This is a genomic window from Clostridium sp. D46t1_190503_E9 (genome assembly GCF_015555225.1).
Classification (GTDB): domain Bacteria; phylum Bacillota; class Clostridia; order Clostridiales; family Clostridiaceae; genus Clostridium.
On record NZ_JADNKB010000001.1, the window covers coordinates 83,097 to 106,783 of the forward strand.

The 23,687-nt window shown below is 27.1% G+C and carries 22 protein-coding genes and 1 other annotated feature; of the genes, 2 read left to right on the forward strand and 20 right to left on the reverse strand.

Annotated elements, in window-relative coordinates:
* Window positions 1-69 precede the first annotated feature (69 nt).
* The 6 genes from I2E83_RS00370 to miaB all read right to left on the reverse strand — a co-directional run bounded on the left by I2E83_RS00370 (window position 70) and on the right by miaB (window position 6,527).
* Entirely contained in the window at window positions 70-621 is a 552-nt protein-coding gene (locus I2E83_RS00370; RefSeq protein WP_195428170.1) for an ANTAR domain-containing protein, read from the reverse strand.
* Between the two features lie 25 nt (window positions 622-646).
* Entirely contained in the window at window positions 647-1,978 is a 1,332-nt protein-coding gene (glnA, locus tag I2E83_RS00375) for a type I glutamate--ammonia ligase (RefSeq protein WP_195428173.1), read from the reverse strand.
* A gap of 219 nt (window positions 1,979-2,197) precedes the next feature.
* Window positions 2,198-3,364, reverse strand: coding sequence for an aminotransferase class I/II-fold pyridoxal phosphate-dependent enzyme (locus tag I2E83_RS00380; RefSeq protein ID WP_195263116.1), 1,167 nt, complete (start codon window positions 3,362-3,364; stop codon window positions 2,198-2,200).
* A complete protein-coding gene (locus tag I2E83_RS00385) occupies window positions 3,361-3,843 on the reverse strand; it encodes an Lrp/AsnC family transcriptional regulator (protein ID WP_195263115.1) in 483 nt (160 codons plus the stop codon). Before I2E83_RS00385 ends, I2E83_RS00380 begins: the two co-directional genes overlap by 4 nt.
* A 43-nt stretch (window positions 3,844-3,886) precedes the next feature.
* Window positions 3,887-4,143: a binding site (T-box leader), on the reverse strand.
* An 80-nt stretch (window positions 4,144-4,223) separates the two neighbouring features.
* On the reverse strand, window positions 4,224-5,069 hold the full coding sequence (locus tag I2E83_RS00390; RefSeq protein ID WP_195428175.1) for a TerC/Alx family metal homeostasis membrane protein: 846 nt from the start codon (window positions 5,067-5,069) through the stop codon (window positions 4,224-4,226).
* Window positions 5,070-5,192: 123 nt separating this feature from the next.
* Complete coding sequence (miaB, locus tag I2E83_RS00395; RefSeq protein ID WP_195428177.1) at window positions 5,193-6,527, reverse strand: tRNA (N6-isopentenyl adenosine(37)-C2)-methylthiotransferase MiaB; 1,335 nt, start codon at window positions 6,525-6,527, stop codon at window positions 5,193-5,195.
* Between the two features lie 225 nt (window positions 6,528-6,752).
* Here miaB and I2E83_RS00400 point away from each other — a divergent pair, with 225 nt between their 5' ends.
* Entirely contained in the window at window positions 6,753-7,472 is a 720-nt protein-coding gene (locus tag I2E83_RS00400; RefSeq protein WP_195428179.1) for a ferritin-like domain-containing protein, read from the forward strand.
* A gap of 92 nt (window positions 7,473-7,564) precedes the next feature.
* Here the strand turns inward: I2E83_RS00400 and I2E83_RS00405 are convergent, their stop codons facing one another.
* The 11 genes from I2E83_RS00405 to I2E83_RS00455 form a co-directional block, all read right to left on the reverse strand.
* Window positions 7,565-8,476 carry a GNAT family N-acetyltransferase gene (locus tag I2E83_RS00405; protein WP_195263111.1) on the reverse strand — a complete coding sequence of 304 codons (912 nt, stop codon included), beginning with the start codon at window positions 8,474-8,476 and terminating at the stop codon, window positions 7,565-7,567.
* Window positions 8,477-8,605: 129 nt separating this feature from the next.
* Window positions 8,606-10,513 (reverse strand): bifunctional 4-hydroxy-3-methylbut-2-enyl diphosphate reductase/30S ribosomal protein S1, encoded by a 1,908-nt coding sequence (locus tag I2E83_RS00410; RefSeq protein WP_195428182.1) that lies wholly within the window; start codon window positions 10,511-10,513, stop codon window positions 8,606-8,608.
* A 78-nt stretch (window positions 10,514-10,591) separates the two neighbouring features.
* Window positions 10,592-11,245 carry a (d)CMP kinase gene (gene cmk / locus I2E83_RS00415; RefSeq protein ID WP_195428184.1) on the reverse strand — a complete coding sequence of 218 codons (654 nt, stop codon included), beginning with the start codon at window positions 11,243-11,245 and terminating at the stop codon, window positions 10,592-10,594.
* Between the two features lie 78 nt (window positions 11,246-11,323).
* Window positions 11,324-12,544: an NAD(P)/FAD-dependent oxidoreductase gene (locus I2E83_RS00420; RefSeq protein WP_195428185.1), complete on the reverse strand. Its 1,221-nt coding sequence runs from the start codon at window positions 12,542-12,544 to the stop codon at window positions 11,324-11,326.
* 125 nt (window positions 12,545-12,669) lie between these two features.
* The gene (locus I2E83_RS00425; RefSeq protein ID WP_195263107.1) at window positions 12,670-13,566 is read right to left on the reverse strand and encodes a MurR/RpiR family transcriptional regulator; all 897 of its coding nucleotides are present in this window, start codon (window positions 13,564-13,566) and stop codon (window positions 12,670-12,672) included.
* Window positions 13,567-13,715: 149 nt separating this feature from the next.
* Complete coding sequence (locus tag I2E83_RS00430; RefSeq protein ID WP_195428187.1) at window positions 13,716-14,258, reverse strand: class I SAM-dependent methyltransferase; 543 nt, start codon at window positions 14,256-14,258, stop codon at window positions 13,716-13,718.
* An 8-nt stretch (window positions 14,259-14,266) separates the two neighbouring features.
* Window positions 14,267-14,995, reverse strand: a complete 729-nt coding sequence (locus I2E83_RS00435) for a pseudouridine synthase (RefSeq protein ID WP_195428189.1) — start codon at window positions 14,993-14,995, stop codon at window positions 14,267-14,269.
* A 128-nt stretch (window positions 14,996-15,123) separates the two neighbouring features.
* Window positions 15,124-15,555: a MarR family transcriptional regulator gene (locus I2E83_RS00440; protein WP_195263104.1), complete on the reverse strand. Its 432-nt coding sequence runs from the start codon at window positions 15,553-15,555 to the stop codon at window positions 15,124-15,126.
* Window positions 15,556-15,660: 105 nt separating this feature from the next.
* The gene (locus tag I2E83_RS00445; RefSeq protein ID WP_195263103.1) at window positions 15,661-16,134 is read right to left on the reverse strand and encodes a glutathione peroxidase; all 474 of its coding nucleotides are present in this window, start codon (window positions 16,132-16,134) and stop codon (window positions 15,661-15,663) included.
* A 17-nt stretch (window positions 16,135-16,151) separates the two neighbouring features.
* A complete protein-coding gene (locus I2E83_RS00450) occupies window positions 16,152-16,697 on the reverse strand; it encodes a glutathione peroxidase (RefSeq protein WP_195263102.1) in 546 nt (181 codons plus the stop codon).
* 223 nt (window positions 16,698-16,920) lie between these two features.
* On the reverse strand, window positions 16,921-17,265 hold the full coding sequence (locus tag I2E83_RS00455; protein WP_195263101.1) for a helix-turn-helix domain-containing protein: 345 nt from the start codon (window positions 17,263-17,265) through the stop codon (window positions 16,921-16,923).
* Window positions 17,266-17,411: 146 nt separating this feature from the next.
* Here I2E83_RS00455 and I2E83_RS00460 point away from each other — a divergent pair, with 146 nt between their 5' ends.
* Window positions 17,412-18,068 carry an NAD(P)H-dependent oxidoreductase gene (locus I2E83_RS00460; protein WP_195263100.1) on the forward strand — a complete coding sequence of 219 codons (657 nt, stop codon included), beginning with the start codon at window positions 17,412-17,414 and terminating at the stop codon, window positions 18,066-18,068.
* Between the two features lie 80 nt (window positions 18,069-18,148).
* Here I2E83_RS00460 and I2E83_RS00465 read toward each other — a convergent pair whose 3' ends face one another.
* The 3 genes from I2E83_RS00465 to I2E83_RS00475 form a co-directional block, all read right to left on the reverse strand.
* Window positions 18,149-20,488, reverse strand: a complete 2,340-nt coding sequence (locus tag I2E83_RS00465) for a glycoside hydrolase family 31 protein (RefSeq protein ID WP_195428191.1) — start codon at window positions 20,486-20,488, stop codon at window positions 18,149-18,151.
* A gap of 866 nt (window positions 20,489-21,354) precedes the next feature.
* Window positions 21,355-21,708 (reverse strand): PqqD family protein, encoded by a 354-nt coding sequence (locus I2E83_RS00470; RefSeq protein ID WP_195263098.1) that lies wholly within the window; start codon window positions 21,706-21,708, stop codon window positions 21,355-21,357.
* Between the two features lie 17 nt (window positions 21,709-21,725).
* A complete protein-coding gene (locus I2E83_RS00475) occupies window positions 21,726-23,684 on the reverse strand; it encodes an oligopeptide transporter, OPT family (protein WP_195428193.1) in 1,959 nt (652 codons plus the stop codon).
* Between the last annotated feature and the right edge of the window lie 3 nt (window positions 23,685-23,687).

Genomic DNA, 23,687 nt, shown 5'->3' on the forward strand with positions numbered 1-23,687 from the left:
TTTAAATTTAGTTTTATGGAGCTGCCGTAGGCAGCTCCTATTATGGTGAATTAGCAACCTAAATTTTATCTATTTTTCTAATAGAATTTTCTTTGAAAAGTCTATCATTTTTACTCCTAGGTCCATGCTATTTTTTTGAATATATCTAAAAGCTTCATTTTCAGTCATACCTTTTTGTTGCATAAGTATACCTTTGGCTTTTTCTATAACTTTTCGCTCATTTATTTTTGTTTCTAATACATTTACCTTTTCTTTTAGCTTTTTAACTTTTCGATTACTTTGATAAATCATATCTAATGAAGTTAATAATATTGAATTATTTATAGGGCTAGATACACAAAATATATCAGTTTCTTCTTGAACAATGGATTTATATGGTTCATTAACTACTGCAAGAAAACTACATACTTCACCGACATTATTATATATATCTATTAATGTCATATCTTTAAATTTATAACCACTAATAACTATAGATGGTGAAAGTTGCCTTATAGCACGTATAAGTTCATTTCCATAGGTGCATAATGCTAAAACATTATAACCACTTCCAATTAAAATAGTTTTTATCTTTTGTCCTATTTCTTCATTATTCACTGCAACTATTACATCTATTGCCATCTACATTGCTCCCTTACAAGTAAATTTAATATTGTTTCAAATAGTTATCTAGCTCCCATTTATGAACTTTACTTCTATAATCATCCCATTCATTCTTTTTAGCCTTTATATAATTATTAAATGTATGATCACCCAAAGTTTCTTTTACTAATTCACTTTCTTCCATATACTTAATTGCTTCTTCTAAGCTACCTGGTAAGCTATCAATTCCATCTAGATCTCTTTCTTCTAAAGTCATTTTGAATATATTTTTCTCTACTCTTTCAGGTGGAACTAAATTATTCTTTATACCATCAAGTCCAGCAGCTAAAAGGCAAGCTAGTACTAAATACGGATTTGCACTTGGATCTGGACATCTAAGCTCAATTCTAGTTCCATTTCCTCTTGAAGCAGGAACTCTTATTAAAGGACTTCTATTCTTTGCTGACCAAGCAATATAAACAGGAGCTTCATATCCAGGAACTAATCTTTTATATGAATTTACTAATGGATTAGTTATTGCAGATATACCTTTAATGTTCTTTATTAATCCTGCTATAAAACTATATGCTGTTTTACTTAATCCTAATTCATCATTTTCATCAACAAAAGCATTTTTCCCATCTTTATTTAATGACATATTAACATGCATTCCTGATCCATTTATTCCAAAGAAAGGTTTTGGCATAAAGGTAGCATGTACACCATGTCTTTGGGCAATTGTTTTTACTACTAACTTAAATGTCATGATATTGTCTGCAGTTGTAAGTGCATCTTCATATTTAAAATCTATTTCATTTTGACCAGCTGCAACTTCATGATGTGATGCCTCTATTTCAAATCCCATATCTTCTAAAACTAAGCTTATATCTCTTCTAACATTTTCACCTGAATCTAAAGGACTTAAATCGAAATATCCTGCATCATCTTGAGTTTTTAATTTTGGATTTCCATATTCATCAGTATCTAATAAGAAAAATTCACACTCAGGTCCAACATTCATAGAATAACCTAAATCAGCAGCTTCTTTTAAAACTTTCTTTAATATATTTCTTGGATCTCCTTCAAATGGTGTTCCGTCCGGTCTATATACATCGCATATTAATCTTGCAACTTTACCTTGTTGTGGTCTCCATGGAAAAATTACAAAACTATCTAAGTTTGGTCTTAAATACATATCTGATTCTTCTATTCTAACAAATCCAGATATAGAAGACCCATCAAACATAATTTCATTATTTAAAGCTTTTTCTAATTGCCTATCAGTAATTGCTACATTTTTAAGAGACCCAAATATATCAGTAAATTGCAATCTTATAAATTTAACCCCATTTTCTTCTACTAATTTTTTTATATCCTCTTTTGAATATTTTGCCATAAAGCATTCCCCCTTAAAATCTTTTATAAAAAAAAGCGCACAATAGAAAGACTTCTGTAAGACTTCTATTGAACGCCATTGTTCAAAGTTATTTTTTACCATTATATTATTATTTTTTTAATTTTGCAACTATTTTTATGAAAATTATTTGAATTTTTTAATTTTTCATAATAATCATTCATTATCTATATAATTTCTTTAACATTATAGTAAAATATGTTATGAAATTCTTTGAACAAAACTCTTTATTCTTTTCACTGCTTCTATTAAATCTTCAGTTGAAGAGGCGTAACATGCTCTGATAAAACCTTCTCCACATTCGCCAAAAGCATTACCTGGTACAGCAAGAACTTTTTCTTCCATCAATAGCTTTTCACAAAATTCATCTGAGCTCATTCCAGTTGACTTAATACAAGGAAAGACATATAAAGCTCCCATTGGTTCAAAACATTCCAGTCCCATTTTCCTAAATCCTTCAACAAGGATTCGTCTTCTTCTATTATATTCTCTAGCCATTTCTCTTACACTATCATCACCGTTTTTTAGAGCTTCAATTGCAGCATATTGTGCAGTTGTTGGAGAACACATTATTGCATATTGATGTATCTTTTTTAAAGCTTCAATTAATACTTTATGCCCACAAACATATCCTAATCTCCATCCAGTCATTGCATAAGCTTTTGAGAATCCATTTATAACTAAAGTTTTATCTCTTACTTCACTAAAACTAGCAATTGAAAAATGATCTTTATCATAAGATAATTCGGCATAAATTTCATCAGATAAAATTATAATATCCTTGTCCTTTAAAACATCAACAATTTCTTTTAACTCTTCTTTTGTCATAATAGCTCCAGTTGGATTATTAGGAAATGGAATTATTACAACCTTTGTTTTAGGAGTAATAGCATCTTCTAAAAGCTTAGCTGTAAGTTTAAATTCATCTTCTGCCCTTAAGTTTATTATTTTAGGAGTAGCTCCACAAAATGTTGCACATCCTTTATAAGCAACAAAGCTAGGCTCTGGAATTATAACTTCATCTCCTGGCCCAACAAGAGCTCTCAATGCTAAATCTATTCCTTCACTTCCACCAACTGTTACTAATATCTCATCTGTTGCATTATATTTTAAATTAAATCTTCTATTTAAATACTTTGATATTTCTTCTCTTAGCTCAACAAACCCAGAATTAGATGAGTAATGAGTTTGTCCTTTTTCTAATGAATAAATTCCTGCTTCTATAACATTCCAAGGAGTAACAAAGTCAGGTTCACCTACTCCTAATGATATAACATCATCCATTTCATTTATTAAATCAAAATATTTTCTTATGCCTGAGGGAGGCATATTCCTAACATTATCTAATATCATATTTTCTAAAATCATATAAAAATAGCCTCCCTATCTTCTGTTTTTCTTTCTTTGAATATAGTTCCATGATCTTTATATTTTTTTAATACAAAGTGTGTAGCAGTACCTGTTACATATTCTTGAACTGCAAGTTTTTCTGAAACAAATAAAGCAACTTCTTTCATTGTTTTACCTTCTACAATTACAGTTAAATCAAAACCACCTGAAGACATTAAGTAACAAGCCTTAACTTGTTTAAATTTATATATTCTTTCTGCTACTTTATCAAATCCCACACCTCTTTGTGGAGTAATTTTTACTTCAATTAAAGCTGTTACTGTTTCCTTACCTGTATTTTCCCAATTAATAAGAGTTGTGTATCCTGCAATTATGTTTTTTTCTTCATAATCCATTATAACTTTTCTAACTTCTTCAACAGTTTTACCAGTCATTAAAGCAATTTCTTCATCACTGTACCTACTATTTTTTTCTAAGACTTCTAAAATTTCATCCATTTTAACTACCTCCATATAAAAAAATAAACCCTCCATCCCTAAAACAAGGGACGAAGGATATAGCTTCCGCGGTACCACCCTAATAAGTAAAATTTAATTTACTCACTCAACTTGAATATATAAAATATTCAATTCTCTATAACGTGAGAACAACGTCAATACCTAATTAAGAATTTGTATTCTTATTTTTCAATACGAGATTCAAAGGCTGCTTCATTTAACATATCATACTAAACTTTCACCATTCTTTAGCTCTCTTTAATGCTTAGTTAAACTACTCTTCCTTATCATTATCTTTCTTATATGTTTTTTATTATTATAATAATAAAAGTAAAATAATTCAATACATTTTATCATTAAATACTATATAATTTTATTAATTACCTAATTCTCAAATTTTTATTTTCATTATCATTAGAAAAAATAAGTGAAAATAAAATACTACATAATAGAATTATTAATATTATTAAAATTGATATAGATACAGATATCTCTATATTAAAATATAAAACTAGCAATTTTATTCCAGTAAACATTAATATAAGAGCTACCCCATATTTCATAAATTTAAACATACTATTTAATCTATTAAGTATATAATACATACTTCTCAAACATATTATAGCAAAAATATTAGATGTATAAACTATAAATGGATCTTGAGTTATCGAAAAAATAGCTGGTATCGAATCTAAAGCAAATAATACATCTGAACTTTCTATTATTATTAAAATTATAAATAAAGGAGTTGCATAAAGCTTTCTATTTATTCTTATAAAGAAATTATGACCTGCTAATTTGTCATGTACAGGCATAATTTTTTTAAATATCTTAATAACTGGATTTTTATTAAAATCTATATTATTATCATCATGAAATATCATTTTAAGACCGCTGAACATTAAAATTATTCCAAATATATATACTATAAAATGAAATTTATTTATAATTCCTATACCAAGTAATATAAAAATGAGCCTCAATATCATTGCCCCAATTATTCCATACTTTAGTACTCTTTCTTGATACTCTAATGAGATGTTAAAAGTCGAAAAGACCATTAAAAATAGAAATAAATTATCTAAGCTAAGAGACATTTCTATTATATAGCCACCTAAAAACTCTATAGCAGGTTTAGCTCCCATTGAAAAATATATGTATATATTAAATAGTATGGCTAGTCCAATCCAAAATATTAAATTGAAAAAAGATTTTTTTACCCTCATATAATCTCCACTTTCTAAATCATTATTCTTGGTATTATATGAAAATAAATTTAAATTTATTTCAATAAAATAAAAAAGAAGTTATGTGCAAATACATAACTTCTTTGACATTAATATTTCTAATTATTCAACTTCTCCAATAAGAGAAAATGGTTGTGCTCTAACTATCTTAACATTTACTAAATCTCCAGCCTTAACATTTTCACCTGAGAAGTTAACTAACTTTCCATTTCTTGTTCTTCCAGTTAACTTAGTTTCATCATTCTTACTAGGGCCTTCAACTAATACCTCTACTGTTTTCCCTTCATAAACCTTATTACTCTTTATAACACCTTCATTAACAACTTTAATAAGTCTATCAAATCTATTATGTTTATCAGCATCTGGTACTTGATTTAACATCATATCAGCAGGTGTATTATTTCTTCTTGAATATATAAATGTAAACGCTGAATCATATCCAACTCTTTCAACTAAATCTAATGTATCTAAGAAATCTTCTTCTGTTTCTCCTGGGAAACCAACGATAATATCAGTTGTTAATGATACATCAGGTATTTCTCTCTTTATCATATCTATTAATTCTAAATAGTATTCTTTAGTATAATGTCTATTCATCTTCTTAAGAATTCTATCAGAACCACTTTGTACTGGTAAGTGAATTTGTTCACATAACTTATCACATTCTTTTATTGCTAAAATAACATCTTTATTTAAATCCTTAGGATGAGATGTCATAAATCTAACTCTTTCTAATCCATCAACTTCATTAATTTTTCTTAAAAGCTTAGCAAAGTCTATGTCTTCTTCTAGCCCTTTTCCGTAAGAATTAACATTTTGGCCTAAAAGAGTTATTTCTTTATATCCTTTTGATACTAAATCTTTTATTTCATTTATTATATCTTCAGATTTTCTACTTCTTTCTCTCCCTCTAACATAAGGAACTACACAATAAGTGCAGAAATTGTTACAACCATACATTATAGTAACAAATGCTTTTACATCACTTTCTCTATCTATTGGAAGGCCTTCCACTATTTCAGATTCTTTATTAAATATTTCTTTAACTTGAACACCTTCTGTTCTAACTCTGTTTAAATATTCTGGGAATTTATATGCATTATGTGTCCCGAATATTATGTTAACATGAGGGAACTTTTGAAGTATTTTATCTGCCATTCCTTCTTGTTGCATCATACAACCACATACTGCAACTATTAAATCTGGATTTTTCTTTTTTAAGTGCTTTAATTCTCCTAAATTACCAAAAACCTTATTTTCTGCATTTTCTCTTACGCAGCAAGTATTATATATTATTATGCCAGCTTCCTCTATTGATTCAGTTTTAGTGTATCCTACACTTTTAAGCATACCTGATAGCTTTTCCGAATCTTCTTCATTCATTTGGCATCCCCATGTCTCTATGTAATATTTTAATTCTTTAATTTCTTCTTTCATAAGTATTCTCCTTTTTAGAAATATATTTTCCCCAATAACATTATAATAAATATTTAATTATTTTTAAATAGCTAAATATTTATTATTATTAAATATTTATTCACTATATTTTAATTTATTTTTTAATAATAATTTTAAAAATAATAAGCATTAAGTATATCCATTTTATCTCATATTAATATAATATATAAAACATATTTAATCGTAGGAGGATTATTAATATTTATGGATGAATTACAAAATAATCAAAAACCTCATCCGCAATTATCTTTAGCTCTTGATGAAATAAGAAAAGCTGTTCAAGGCGAAAGAGAAGATGAGTTGTTTTATGACTTTTTAATTAGTTTAGCTCCTACAAAAGAAGAGAAAGAAATAATTGAGTCAATTAGAAATGATGAACGTAAGCATAATCAACTTTTCAGAAAAATTTATAAAGACTTTACTGGTAATGAAATTAATACGATGAATGAAGAAAACTTAAAAAAACCATCATTTTTTATAGATGGAATAAGAACAGCTTTGTTTGGTGAATTAAAAGCTGTAGATAAATATAAAGCAATTAGAAGAGCACTTCCAATTGGAGCATATAAAGATATGTTATTTGATATTATTATGGATGAATTAAAACATGCTTCAAAATATAACTATTTATTTTCATTAAATAATACTAATAAGTCATCAAAAAGTAGGGATTCTCTTCAACAGGATACATCTAAATTTACTCCAGACGACTGGGTTAAATATATTACCCCATTAGTTGATCGTGCTTTAATGGAATCAAAAGAAGGTATAAATCCTGAACATTTATATCAAGAATTTATCTTATCAGGTGTACTTGTTGGTTTGGGAAAAGCGCCTGAAGAAGCTATTAATCAAGTTGAAAAATGGGAAAAAACAGGAGAGTCTACACTATTAGCTAAGAGTAAAATGTCAAGATTTTATTAATTAATTTATTAATAGTATATTATGAATCTTTAAGACAAAAATAAAAACTGGATTATTAGCTTATATAATGATCCAGTTTTTATTTATTGATATCATTCTCTTTCCCAAATAACTATTTTATATTTTTCCTTAAATCCTATCCATTTATATAAATTTATAGCATTTATGTTATTACAATCTACTCTAATAGCTAAATCTTTAATCCCTGACTTTTTAGCATATAAGATTATTTCATGCAATAATAATTTTCCTAAACCAATCCCTCTAAAGTCATTAACTATACCAAAATTAACTATTGTAAACATTTCTCTATTAAATATTATTTGACCATACCCAATATATGAGTTATTAATCATTCCAAATATACATAAGTCTTTTAGAAAATAGTCTTGTGTCATATCGTTATATATATCTTCTACAGTTAATGGTCTTCTATTCCATTCGCCAAATATTTCATTTTGAATATTACACCTTAGCTCCTCATCTTTTCCTACTAGTAATTTTCTTGTGGAAAATAAGGTGCTAGAATTAATATTCTTCTTCCAGTTTAATTTCTTGGTCATTTTATTATAGACTTCATAAATTCTCTCAGTATTATTATAGTCCTCTATATTCATTTCCATTAATGAAGTATATTTAAATTTTTTAAACCCTAATTTTTCTAAAATAACTGAGTTTTCTATATTATCTATTGCTTCATAAGAAAGTGTATTATTATCAAAATAAGATAATGTAGATTTGTTTATTAGATTTATATAATTTGAATCTATATATAATGCCCAAATTCTAATATATTTATCTATTGGTGTTTCGTACCATATATATCCGATATCAGTATTATTCAATTTTATAATTCTCATAAATTTTCTATATAAAAATTTTATTAAGAAATTTTGATTATTATAGCACTTAAAGAAATCTTTATCATAATTTTCATGTTGCATACTTTTAGAATAAAGTCCTTTAAAAGATTCCATATTATTTAATGTCAATTTCTCTAACATTATTGTAAACCCCTTTTATTCTCTATATAAATTAGTATACTTCTTCCATAATATTCTGGTCAAGATAATAAATATTAAAATCTAAAAGACACACATAAAATTATATGTGTGTCTTAATATATATATTACTTATTCAGCATCCTTTATACTTAATGCTATTTTTTTATTTTCTGCGTCTACTGAAAGAATTATTGCTTTTACTTCGTCTCCAATTTTTAAAACATCTCCAGGATTATTGATTCTATCATGAGTTATTTTAGAAATATGAACTAATCCATCTACTCCTGGTTCTAATTCAACAAAAGCACCAAAATCACTAATTCTTACTACTTTTCCTAGAACTGCAGAACCTTCTGGATATTTTTCTTCTATATTGCTCCATGGTTCTGGAGTTAATGCTTTTATGCTAAGAGAAAGTCTATTATTTTCTCTATCTGCTTCTATTATCTTAACATCAACTATTTGTCCTTTTTTAAGAACACTTTCTGCTGACTTTACATGACTCCATGATATTTGAGATAAATGTATTAATCCATCTACTCCATTTATATCTGCAAATGCTCCAAAGTTTGTAAATCTCTTAATTTCAGCTTTTACAACATCACCAACATTTATATTTTCCCATGCAGCATCTTCTTTTACCTTTTTCTCTTCTTCTAATATAACTCTTCTTGATGCAACTATCTTTGAAGGATTTTCTAATGAAAAGTCTATTAGTCTTACTTCTAATTCTTGGCCTATTAAATTACTTCTATCGTTTGAAAATCTTATATCAACTTGAGATGCTGGTATAAATATTCTAACACCCTTATAATATCCTATTACACCTTTTTCTTTTGCGTCTTTTATTACAACTGAAAATACTTCTTTATTATTAAATAAGTTCTCAAGTTCACTTAATGTAGCTTTCTTTTCATATTCTAATCTTGAAAGTACCACATTACCATCTTCATTTTTAAGCTTTATAACCTTTGCTGTTATTTCATCTCCAACTTTTACTGAAGAAAGATATGATTCTAAATTTGCTTCAGAAGTAAGTTCTTTAAATGGAATAACTCCATCTGATTTATATCCAATAAGAGAAATAACTAGTTCTTCTCTTCCAATGGATAAAATTTCACCTTTTATTTCGTCTCCAATTCTAAATCTTCTATCCATTTCTTCCATTAGCTTTAATTGATCTTCCATATTAATCTTTCCCTCCATAATATCAATTACTTCTTTTATTATCCAGTCAGGAGTAGATGCACCAGCAGTAACCCCAACAACTTTACCCTTATTTTCTTCTATAAACTCTTTAGTAAGTTCTTTAGCATTTTCAACATGAATTGTATTTGGACAATTAGATTTTGCTATTTGATAAAGTTTAGTCGTATTAGAACTATTTCTTCCTCCAATTACAATCATAGTATCTACATTTTGAGATAATTCATTAGCACTTTTTTGTCTTACTTCTGTAGCAGAACAAATTGTGTTAAATGCTAATAATTCCTTAGAATTAGAAGATAAATTGTTTAATGTTTTTTTCCATGTTTCTTCCTTTTCAGTAGTTTGTGATACAACACAAATCTTTTTAGGAAGTTCTTCTTCGAAACTACCATCTTTTGTTATTATAGCACTATCATTACACCATCCATTTATTCCAATAACCTCTGGATGCTTGTCATCGCCTAATATAACAATATTATATCCTAAATCTGAATATTTATTAACCTTCTTATGAATATTAGTTACATATGGACATGTTGCGTTTACTACTACTAGACCTTTTTCTTCTAAAGTATTTACAACTTGTTTTGTTACTCCATGAGATCTAATTACTATTACATCTCCCTTTTCTAACTTGTCAATTTCACTAAAGTCAATTGAATATATATCATTTTTTTCTAAATATCTAACTACATCATTATTATGTATTAATGGCCCTAATGTATATATCTTTTTATCATATTGTTTTTTTACTTTAAGTGCTTCTTCTACGGCTCTTTGTACTCCAAAGCAAAATCCAGCACTTTCAGCTAATACCACTTTACTCATATTAATTCTCCTAAGTTTAATTACATATTATATTTTAAGTATATTATAATTTTAAATGTTTAGACTATAATATTTTTATTAAATATTATTTTTTATATTTACGCATATTTTTTCTGTTACTTCTGAAATTGATAATCCTGTTGTATCAATTTCAATAGCATCATCTGCTTTTCTTAAAGGATCAACTTCTCTATTACTATCCATATAATCTCTTTTTATTATATCTTCAAGTATATTTGAGTAATCAACAGTTAAACCTCTATCTTTTAATTCTTTATATCTTCTTTCTGCTCTAGCTTCTGGTGTTGCAGTTAAAAAGAATTTAAATTTAGAATCTTTTAGTACCACTGTACCAATATCTCTCCCATCCATTATAACATCAAATTTATTTGACATATCTCTTTGTAATTTAACTAATCTTGATCTTACCTCTTGGATAGACGCATATTTAGATACTATTGCACTTATTTCTGGCATTGTTATTTGTTCTTGAACATTAACTCCATTTAAAATCAAATCATCATTTTCAAATTTCATTTCAAGTGTATCAATTAAATCACATAAACCTTCAATATCTGTATCTTTTATATTATTTTCTCTTGCAACTAAAGCTACAGCTCTATACATCGCTCCTGTATTTATGTACATTAAGTTAAATTCTTTGGCAACTAATTTAGCGATTGTACTTTTTCCAGCTCCTGCTGGTCCATCTATAGCAACTGATATTCTCAAAATAATATTCCACCTTTCGTATTTGAAAAACATTTTCATATAAATTATATTATTATTATCTATTTTTAACAAGTAATTTTATATATTGCTTCCAGCTAAAAATCCTGTTGATAATGCAATTTGAACATTATATCCTCCAGTAAAAGCATCAACATCTATAACTTCCCCTGCAAATGATAAATTAGATATTATCTTAGATCTCATAGTAGAAGGATCAATTTCCAAAGTATCTACTCCACCCGATGTTACTATTGCTTCTTCTATAGGTCTGAGCCCCTTTATTTTCAATTTGATTTCCTTTATTAAATTCACAAGATTTCTTCTTTCTTCTTTTGTTATTTCATTTACTTTCTTATTTTCTGGTATTTTAGAAAGTCCAATAATAATTGGTATAAGTTTTTTAGGAAGTAATTCATCTAGCGAATTTCTAAAATCTTTATTAATAAATTTTTTAAAATCCTTTTGAATCCTCTTATCTAGCTCTTCATTTGATAAAGCAGGCTTTAAATCTAAATTAATATTGTAATTACCTTGATTTTTTATGTATCTTGATCCTTTAAGAACAAGAGGTCCTGATACTCCGTAGCTTGTAAATAGCATTTCTCCTTGATCTTTATATAAAGGTTTTTTTACATTTTCATCAAAAATTGATATTTCTATATTTTTAAGAGTTAATCCTGTTAACTCCTTAACCCAGCCATTTGTTAACTCTATTGGAACCAATGATGGTTTTAATTCTGTTATATTATGGCCTAGCTTTCTTGAAAATCTTAATCCATCTCCTTTAGAACCTGTTAATGGATAAGAAACGCCACCTGTTGCAATAATAAAATAATCAGCTTTTATAAAATACTCATTATTTACTTTTACAGATACTATTTTACCTTCTTTTAAAATTATATCAGTGACTTTACTATTCAATTTTACTTCAACATTATTTTTAAGAAGTTCATTTGATAAACCTTTTATTATATCAGATGATTTATCTGAAAATGGAAAAACGCGACCTCCACGTTCTGCTTTTAATTTTATTCCTTGAGATTCAAAAAAATTAATTGTATCTTCATTTGTATATGTATATAATGCACTATATAAAAAATGAGGATTACCTGGTATATAATCAAAGAATTCTGATATATCCTTAATATTTGTAACATTACATCTTCCTTTACCTGTAATGAATAACTTTTTACCCAACTTTTCGTTACCTTCTAATAAGATAACATTATTATTTTTAGATGCTGTTATAGCTGCCATCATTCCTGCTGGTCCTGCTCCTATAACTATTACTTTTTTCATTATAATCCTCCTAATGCATTATTTTGTCATAATAAATATATCATCTTAACATCTTTAATTCAATATAACAAGTAATTAAAAAGTGCTAAGAAATGTTTAATAAACATAACTTAACACTTTTATTATTAATCGTCTCCAACATTTCTATTGTTATAAGAATATACATTATAATCCTTCCAAATTAACTCAAGGTTGTTAAATGTATCTGTAATACTTTGCTTTTCCCTCATACCTACAGCAATTATTAATGCATTAATTACAGATAAAGGTGCTACAAGTGAATCAACAAATGATGCCATATTACTTTGAGCTATTAATGCATAATCAGCTTTAGAAGCTAATGGAGATAAAAGACTATCTGTAATTGCTACAACATCCGCCCCTCTATCTTGTGCAAATGCAAGCGCATCTATAGTTCTAGAAGCATATCTAGGAAAACCTATTCCTATTACCAAGTCTCCTTCTTCCACATTAATCATTTGTTCAAATATATCAGAAATTCCATAGCCCACTGTCTTAACATTTTGCAAAATAATATTTAAGTAAAAACCTAAAAACTCAGCTAAAGCTGTTGAACTTCTAAGCCCTATAATATATATTCTCTTAGCTTCAAATATCTTATTAACAACTTCTTCAAATGTGTTATAATTTATCTTTTCAAGAGTTGCTCTTATATTTTCCATATCTGCTTTAAGTACGCCTTTAAGAGCATATCCCTCACTAACATAATCATTAGAAAGTTCCAATCTTTGAACTGTTGTCAGTTTATTCTTTATTAATTCTTGTAATGCTTTTTGAAGCTTAGGATAGCCAGAAAAACCTAATTCATTAGCAAATCTAACTACTGTTGACTCTGAAACCCCAACAGAGACCCCTAATTTTGCTGCAGTCATAAATGCAGCCTTATCATAATTTTTTAAGATATATTCTGCAATTAACTTTTGGCCTTTACTTAACCTTGGGAACCTCGCTTGTATTAATCGCATCAAATCTTTTGAGTTTTCATTAAGATTATTATCCATCTGTATCCCTTCTTTTCGTTAAACTTAACAACTTTTACTTATAAATTTATATTTATATATTATCATTTTTTGAATAATTCATCAATAATTATTTCATTTTATTATATATTCATTATAAAAACTTATAACAAATTGTAAAGTTGTCAATTTTATTTTTTCTCTATAACTACAAGTAAAGGCGAGATATTTTCTCTGTTTAGGTATGATTGAACCATAACTCCAAACTTATTTTTAGGTAAATTTTTTAAATACTCTAAAATGCAAGTTTCTTCTATTTTACCTTCATAATGACCTCTATATATACATATAGTCATTATTCCACCACTATTTAAAATATTAAGACCTTCTTTAATACTCTCTAAGGAAGTATTATGCAACGTAGTAATTTCTTTGTCTCCTCCTGGTAAAAATCCTAAATTATACATTATGCAATCAACATTTTCATCAATGTATTTTTTTAATAAGTGATGAGAATCATTTATAATTTCTACATTCTCAATTTCTTTTAATTTATAGTTATCACAAGCTTGCTTTTGGATATCAAATGAATAAACTTTTTCGAATATGCTAGATAAAAAATCTGTATCATGTCCGTTACCTAATGTTGCATCTATAGCTACTCTTTTACTTAATACAAAATCTTTTATTATGTAATGTGATAAATCACTAATATTTCCTACGTATCTGTACATATTTCCCCCTATAATGAATTTATATAATTTAATTCTTCTTTAGTTAAATTTCTCCACTCACCTCTTTTTAAATAACCTAATTTTATATCTCCAATAGCTACTCTTTTTAGTGTTATAACTTCATGACCTAATGCTGAACACATTTTTCTTATTTGTCTATTTTTCCCTTCATGAATTATAATTTCAACTAAAGAATTAATTGTATTAGTTTTTTTATCTTTTTCCGTGTCAATTAGTCTAATTTCTGCATCAGCGGTTATGTATCCACCTATATCAATTCCATTTTCAAACTTTTTAATTTCATCATCAGAAAACATACCTTTGCATAAGGCAATGTATTTCTTTTCAACTTCAACTCTTGGATGTATTATTTTATTATATATATCACCATCATTAGTTAATAAAATTAATCCTGAACTATCATAATCTAATCTTCCGATAGGATATATTCTTTCATTAACTTTTACTAAATCTAATATAGTTTTTCTACCTTTTTCATCTTTTACAGAAGTAATATACCCTTCAGGCTTATTTAACATTATGTATAGTTTATTTTCTTCAGGAAGTATTCGTTTCCCGTTATAAAATACTTTATCTTTAGAAGGATCAATTTTTACTCCTAACTCATTTATAATCTTATCATTTATTTTTACCTTACCACTTAATATGATTTCTTCACATTTTCTTCTTGATGCTACACCGCATCTTGCCATATATTTTTGTAATCTTTCTTCCATTATTAATCACTCCGTTTTTTTAATAAACACCTAATATAGTACTCTAGTATAAAGTTTTATGCAATAAATTTGTTTATATATAAAAATAGAGTATATTTAATTAAAAACTAAACATACTCTATTTAAAATTATTCTAAACTTTTAAGTAATTCATCTAGATTTTTTTTTAAATCAATAGCTTTTTCCTTTGAAATATTAATATTACACATCATCTTACTTGGAATATCTTTTGCTTTTTCTTGAAGACTAGAACCTTTTTCAGTTAATTCAGCTATTACAACCCTATCATCATTTTCATCTCTATATCTAGTTATAAGCTCCATTCCTTCCAACTTTTTTAGTAATGGTGTTAAGGTTCCAGAATCTAAATGTAGCCTATTACCAAGATGTTTTACAGTTGCTTTTCTTTCTTCCCACAATACAAGCATAACTATATATTGAGTATATGTAAGATTAAATTCATCTAATATTGGTTTATACAGTTTTATTATCTCCCGTGATACAGCATAAAGAGAAAAGCATATTTGATTATCTAACTTTAGATTATTATAATCATTCATTGTTATTCACCTACAATATAAATATCAAATTCAATTTTATTAAATTAAATTGATTTTACATTTTTAAAGCTTTTATGTCAATATCTATTATATAGATGTTTTATTTTATAATATCTTTTCTATATCATTTTTTATTTTTAAAGGAGATGTTGTTGGTGAATATCTTTTTATAACATTCCCCTCTTTATCAATTAGAAATTTAGTAAAATTCCATTTAATATCTTTTGTTAAGAGTCCCTTTTCTTGTTCTTTTAAATATTTATATATAGGATGAGTATTGCTTCCATTCACATCTACTTTTTCAAACATGTTAAATGTAACTCCATAATTTAGTTGACAAAAGTTTTTAACTTCTTCATTATCTCCAGGTTCTTGATTTAAGAATTGATTACATGGAAAACCTAGTATTTCTACTCCTAAACCTTTATAATCTTTATAAATTTCTTCAAGATCTTTTAATTGAGGGGTAAAGCCACATTTACTTGCTGTGTTAACTACTAAAACTATTTTCCCCTTATAATCGCTCATATTTATTTCTTTTCCATCTATATTTTTTGCAGAATAATCATAAAAACTCATGAATTTATCTCCTTTAATTATAGTAATTTTCTTATATCTTCAATCATATCAAGAGGATCTACTGTTGGTTCAAATCTTCCTACAACATTACCTTCTGTATCTATAAGGAATTTTGTAAAATTCCACTTTATTGAATCATCAATTAAATATTCTGGGAATTTTTCATTTAATATACTATTTAATAATTTTCCATTAGGTTTAGTTAAATCAAACCCTTTAAAAGACTCTTTTTCACATAAAAATTTAAATATTGGATGTGCAGAAAGTCCTCTTACATCTATCTTTTCAAATAATTTAAAGGTTACCCCATAGTTTATTTCACAAAAACTTTTAACTTCTTTATTATTTCCAGGTTCTTGTTCTAAGAATTGATTACAAGGGAATCCTAAGATTTCTAATCCTTTTTCATTAAATTCTTTGTGTAATTTTTCTAAATCTGCATATTGAGGAGTAAAGCCACATTTACTTGCAGTATTAACTACTAAAACTACTTTGCCTTTATATTCACTCATGTTTATTTCTTTTCCATCAATATCTTTAGCATTAAAATCGTAAAAATTCATTTATTATTCCTCCATTTATTTCATATTGCTTAAAATTTAATTTTATACAATTAATATTTTTGTATTTATATTATCTCTTTTTATTTTAAAAGTCAACTGTATCCATAATAAAAAATATTTTAATATATTTTATTAGATAGTATATATAGTAAAACTCTAATAAAGTATAGTTTTTAAAAAATTGTATAAAATAAAAATAATGTATATCATCGATGGATATACATTATTTTTTATTACTTTCACTATTAACCTTATTTCCCCACTCTTCTAATGAATGTATTATTGGACAAATAGATTTTCCAATATCTGTTAAAGAGTATTCTACATGTGGAGGTATTTCGTTAAATTGCTTTCTTTCTACTATTTTATATTCACCAAGCTCACGAAGGCACCTTGTTAGCATTAAACTAGATATACCATCTATATTTTTTTCTAACTGGTTAAAACGTATGCTTTCATTTTTCCAAATTTCTATCATTATTTTTAGCTTCCACTTGCCTGATAATATATCTAAAGCATATTTAACAACTTCTTCATTTATTTCCTTTTTCCCAATATAATTACTCATATTTATCCTCCATTACTTACTTTTTTGTAACTAACTAAAGAAAATTTGCCTACTTGTTTTCATATATCTTATTCACTATACTAGTTTATATATTATGATTTAAATTGTAAAGTTTATAACAATTAATTTATAAAGGAGAGTTTAATATGAACAATACTGAAATTTTAAATGCTTTAAATAATAGATTTGCTTGTAAAGAATTTGATAAAAACAAAAAAATTAAGGATGAGGACTTAAATTTAATTCTTGAAAGTGGTAGATTATCTCCAAGTTCAATTGGTATTGAACCTTGGAAATTCTTAGTTATATCTAATGAAGAACTTAAAAACGAATTAGCTACTGTTGCTTTAGGTGGAAAAAAGCAAATTCCTTCTTGTAGCCATTTAGTAATACTTTTAAATAGAACTGCAAATGATTTGAAAGCAGATTCTGAATATTTAACTAAGTTATTTAATGAAGATAAACATTTACCAAAAGAAGTTGCAGATATAATGTTAAAGATGATAAAAGATGTAAATGATAATAGATTTAAAAATAATGAAAAAGAAATAAACCATTATTCTAGAGAACAAGCATATATTGCACTTGGTACAATGTTAACTACTTCAGCTTTAATTGGAGTTGACTCTTGTACTATAGGTGGATATGATGCTGAAGCTGTTACTAAAATATTAAATGGTAGAAATCTTATGGATTCAAATCACTTTAACATTTCATGTATGTTAGCATTAGGATATAGAAACGAAAATCCTACAGCAAAAACTAGAAGAGCTTTTGAAGATGTAGTTGAGTTCGTTAAATAATAGAATATCTATCATATATAAATAAAAAAATACTTAAATAAATGCTAGTAGATATTTCTAAGTCTACTAGCATTTAGTTCTTATATATTCATTTCTACAAAATTATTATTTAAACTAACTTCTTTACCATTTAATGTTACTTTCTTATTTAATTTTAAACTATTAATTATAAACTTAACTTTAGAATACTTATTAACATAATTATTCTTCTTTATTATAAATTTTATATCTATGCTTTCATTGTTAGATACAATTATTTCATACTCATTATATATTCCATTTCTATAGTCAAAACTTTCCCCATCATCATTATAATGAATATATTTAAACTCATTTTTATCCTCATTTAAATATATATTTAAAATTAACTCATTACTTTCTTTTTCACCAACATAATTTTGTTCTATACTCATTGGAATAATTGAATTTGCTTTTATAAATATAGGGCAAATATTCAAAGGAGATTCTTTTATTATATACTGCCCTCCATTATAATTTTCACCAGTCCAAAAATCTATCCATGTACTTCCTTTTGGTAAGTAGACAAGTTTTTGTCTCATACCTTGTTCAACTACTGGGGATACTAAAATACTATCTCCACAAAGGAATTCGTCATTTACTTCATAAGTATTTTTATCACTTTGATATTCAAATAGAAGAGGTCTAATAATTGGTGCCCCAGTATCTTCACACTTCCACATTAAATCATATAGATAAGGAAGAAACTTATAACGAAGATTTATATACTTCTTATTAATTGCCTCTGTTTCTTTATCAAATGCCCATGGCTCTTGATCTCTAGTTCCCATTGCTGAATGATTTCTAAATAATGGTGTAAATGCTCCTATTTGTACCCATCTACTTAATAACTCACCAGTACAATCATGTCCAAAGCCACCAACATCTGTTCCACAAAAACTCATTCCACTTAAACCTAAATTCATTAACATAGGAATAGACATTCTTAAATGTTCCCATGTACTTTGATTATCTCCAGTCCAAATAGTTGAGTATTTTTGAGTACCAGCATAACATGCTCTTGTAACTACAAAAGGTCTCTTATTTGTAGTTTCTTTTAATCCTTCATAAGTAGCTTTACTCATCATGTGTCCATATATATTATGTATTTCTTTATGAGTAACTTCTAATCCATCTTCATTAAAAACAACATCATCTGGTAATGGTCCATTAAAACTAGCTGGTTCATTCATATCATTCCATATTCCTGAAACACCTAGATCCATCATAATTTTTTGATTTTTTGCCCACCATTTTCTAACATCTGTACTCATAAAGTTTGGATAAACTGAATCGCCTGGCCAAACTTTATTTTTATATACTATTCCATCTTTGTCTTTTGCAAAATAGTCATTTTTCATTCCTTCATCATATATATTATACTTTTTATCTATTTTTACACCAGGATCTATAATTGTAACAACTTTGAATCCCATATTCTTAAGTTCATCCGTAAATTCCTTTGGATTTTCAAATTTTTTATTGTCCCAAGTAAATACCCTAAAGCCATCCATATAATCTATATCTAAATAAATAGTATCACAAGGAATGCCTTTATCTCTAAAAGCTTTTGCTATTTCTAATGCTCTTTCTTTTGGAGCATATGACCATCTACATTGTTGATATCCTAATGTCCATAATTGTGGAAGCGGAGTCTTTCCTGTAAGTTTTGTATATTCATTTACTACGTTTCTCACTTCTGGTCCATACATGAAGTAATAATCTAAGTTACCTTCTACAGCGCCAAAATAATAGTATTCTGAATTTTCTTTTCCCATATCAAAGTGACTTTCAAAATGATTGTCAAAGAATATTCCAAATGCATCCTTATCTTTTATTGATATTAGAAATGGTATTGATTTATATAATTGCTCAAACGTTTCTCCATGAGGACTTGGATTATCAGTATTCCAATTTCTATAATGATACCCTTTCTTATTTAAAGATCCTGTTCTTTCTCCTAAGCCGTAGAAATACATATCATCTTCCATTGTCTTTGCTACATAAACCTTAAGATCTTGATGTCCATTTAAACTATGTCCTTCTTCAGCTGCAAGTTCAAGATCATTTCCTCTTCTTTTAAATGGACTTCTTTCACCTCTGTAATCCCTACATAAAACCTTTTCATTTTTATCATAAATATCTATCTTAAAATCATCGTTAACAACAATTTTTAATTTTTCTGTTACTATATTTAAAGTATCTTTAATTTTTTCTACTGAAAGGCTAGAACTTTCTAAATTTAAATTTTCAACGGCCTTAGAATTTCTTTCTTTTCTATAAAATGGAACAAAAAAATTAACAACTCCATCATTAATAATTGTTATAATAGCTTCATTTTTTTCATACTTTAATATAATTTCTTTATTATTCACTTCATAATCTAGTAGTTTACCCAACATTAAATCACCCTCTATTCTAAATAATTATATTTTCTATAGTATATATGTTTCAATTAATAGTTTACATAATTAAATCTAACTGTATTTTTTAGTTAATATTCTTAATTTAAAGTAAAATAACAAAATTGAATTCATATATAATATTTAATTTTTCTACCTACAATCATATTATAAATTAAATTACTAGTTATTTCTTGTATAATAACATCAAAAAGTATAACAAAATTGCTATTTTTATATAATTGTTACTTTGCACATTTTATAGATATTAATTTTGTCTGTTTTTTCTTGTTTTCTATTGAGATAATAGAAAAAGTCTTAAGGGATCTATTATCCTTAAGACTTTTTAGATTTATTTAAATAAATCTTTTAAAACTTCTTTTATATTTTTATTTACTTTAATAATTTTTTCATTGTTATTTATGTTTTCTAATCCCTTCCTATATCTATTATACAAATAATCAATATAGTTTAAATTTTCATTTATAGCAGAACAAAATATAAAAACTATCAAAGGTGTTAACTTAGGGACTTTCCATAATAAAACTCCTTATAATTAATGATAGTATATTATATTTAATTGTTAATGCTATTGTTATAAAATAATTTATAAAACCTTCATTAATCCTTTAATTTAAACGCCTATAGCCTCTATCCATAATGAATGCCTTATCATTTTATCAGTTGCAGTTAATTCTTATTCTACTCTATTTAATCATTTAAGCATGACTCATTTTTATAATGTAAAAGCCTATAATAAATACTTGTCTATTATGAATTTCTTTATGCCTATTACTTTTAGACCATGGTAGCAATGGAAATATAATTTAAAAAAGCTAGAAGTATTTAACTCTAGCTTTTTTAAATTATATGCTTTTCTTAAAATTTATCCAGTTTCTTTTATTCAAATAGCGAATAAATAAAATTAATCTTTCATTAATAGGTTCACACTTTTGTCCAAATTTTTCTTTCATTTTTTCAATTATTTGAAGAATATTTTTATTTCCATCAATTAATCTCCAGACTTCGCTTCCTAATTCATCTAATTCTATATCGGTAATAGCTGGCTTTTTAAATAGCTTTCTAGCTATTCTTTCTGCTAATTTATCATGATGAAATATTAAATATACTCTATTGTTTTTTTCTTCAAAAGTTTTATGGTTTTTTACTGGTATATAAAGTAAGAAGTTTTCTTGTTTTTTACTTTTATTATTAAACATTATTATTCTCCAATAATTTAATTAGCTTTACTTTCCTTTTTCTTATTGCTTATAATATATCTATATACTAAATAAATTAGAATTAAAAACATAACTAATGCAAACTCTTTACTTTCAGCTAATGCAGGTAAGAACTTAGGTCCTATACCAACAACTTCATTAAGTCCAAAGCCTGTTAATGCTGCTACTAAAATACCAATTAAAGCATCCCCTGCAACTAGACCTGAAGATATTAATATACCTTTTTCAACTTTTTCTTTCTTTACTTCTTCATCATGTTTAAATTTCTTATCTACTATAACTCTAACTATACCACCAGCTAAAATTCCAATACTTAAATTTATCGGTAAGTATATTCCTAATGCAACTGGTAATACAGGTAGTCCTAATATTTCAATTGCAATACCTATTGCAGCTCCTACTAAAACTAAAGTCCATGGTAATTGTGCATCCATAACACCTTGAACAACCATTGACATAAGAGTTGCTTGTGGTGCTTGAAGACCAGTTTCCCCTCCAATACCATAAATATTGATTAATAACAACATTGCAGCACCTCCTGCAACTGCTGAAACTATTAATCCAACAATTAATCCAAGTTCAATATTTTTAGGAGTTCCTCCTAATATAAATGTAGTTTTTAAAGCTTGAGAAGTTCCCCCTGCAACAGCAGTTGCAACACAAGCTATAGCTCCAGCAAGTAAAGCCATTATCATACCTCTATTACCAACAACTCCTATAGCTTTTAAAATTCCAGTTATAAACAATAAAGTTGCTATTGTCATACCAGATACTGGATTGTTAGATGCTCCAATAATTCCGCATATTCTTGCAGATACAACAGAAAATAAAAATGAAAATAATACTGCTAATAAAGCTCCTACCGGATGAATTCCTGTAATCGGTAACAACCAAGATAATAAAAATACTAATGCTGCTCCGCCAATTACCCAAGTCATTGGCAAGTCTTTGTCAGTTCTTTTTACATTTTCTCCTGAAGATTTCATACCTGAGAAAGCAGCTTTCATGGATCTAAATATTATAGGAATTGATTTTCCAAGGCTTATAAATCCTCCTGCTGCAACAGCTCCAGCACCAATATATCTTATATATTCACCTCTAATAGCGCTAGCAGTCATTTCTGCAATTGGAACAGTTGCTGGGAAAACTGCTGCTGCAGCTCCAGAACCAAAGAATTTAATTAATGGTATAAGTCCGAAATAAGCTATTGCACCACCTGCAAACATATAAAGTGCAGCTTCTGTTCCAACTATAAAACCTACTCCTAGGAGAGAAGCTAAGGCATCAACACCAACCATACTTTGAAATATAGATTTACCGCTTTGTGAGATATTAATCATCCATGTTGGGCTTTCAGACCATAATAATAGTCCACCTGACAAAAATTTATATATCCCACCACCAGCTAAACCAGTTATAACACTTTTAAGGCCAGTCCCACCTACAGTTGAATTAACAAGAACTTCAGATGCAGCCATGCTTTCTGGAAAGGCTAACTTTCCATGTTCTTCAACCATAAGATATTTTCTTAAAGGAATAACAAACAAAATACCTAAAATTCCACCTAAAATTGTTATTGTAACTATTTGTAAAAGAGAAATTTCTCCATTCCATATTACAATGGCAGGTAATGTGAATACAATACCACCTGCTAGAGATTCTCCTATACCAGCTATTCCTGCTACCATATTAGATTCCAAAATACTTTTTCGTCCAAATAAATATAGTAGAGCTGTTCCAAGTATCGAAGTAGGGATTATAGCTGCAATAGTCATACCTACCTTTAATGCTAAATATACATTGGCTGCTGCAAATACTGCAGCAAAGAAACATCCAACTAATATAGATGCTATAGTTAATTCTGGTAACGCATCCTTAACTGAAACATAAGGACTGTAATTTTCCCCGTTTATTCCACCATAAGCTTCATGAGAAAGCTTATTTTTTTGAGACATAAT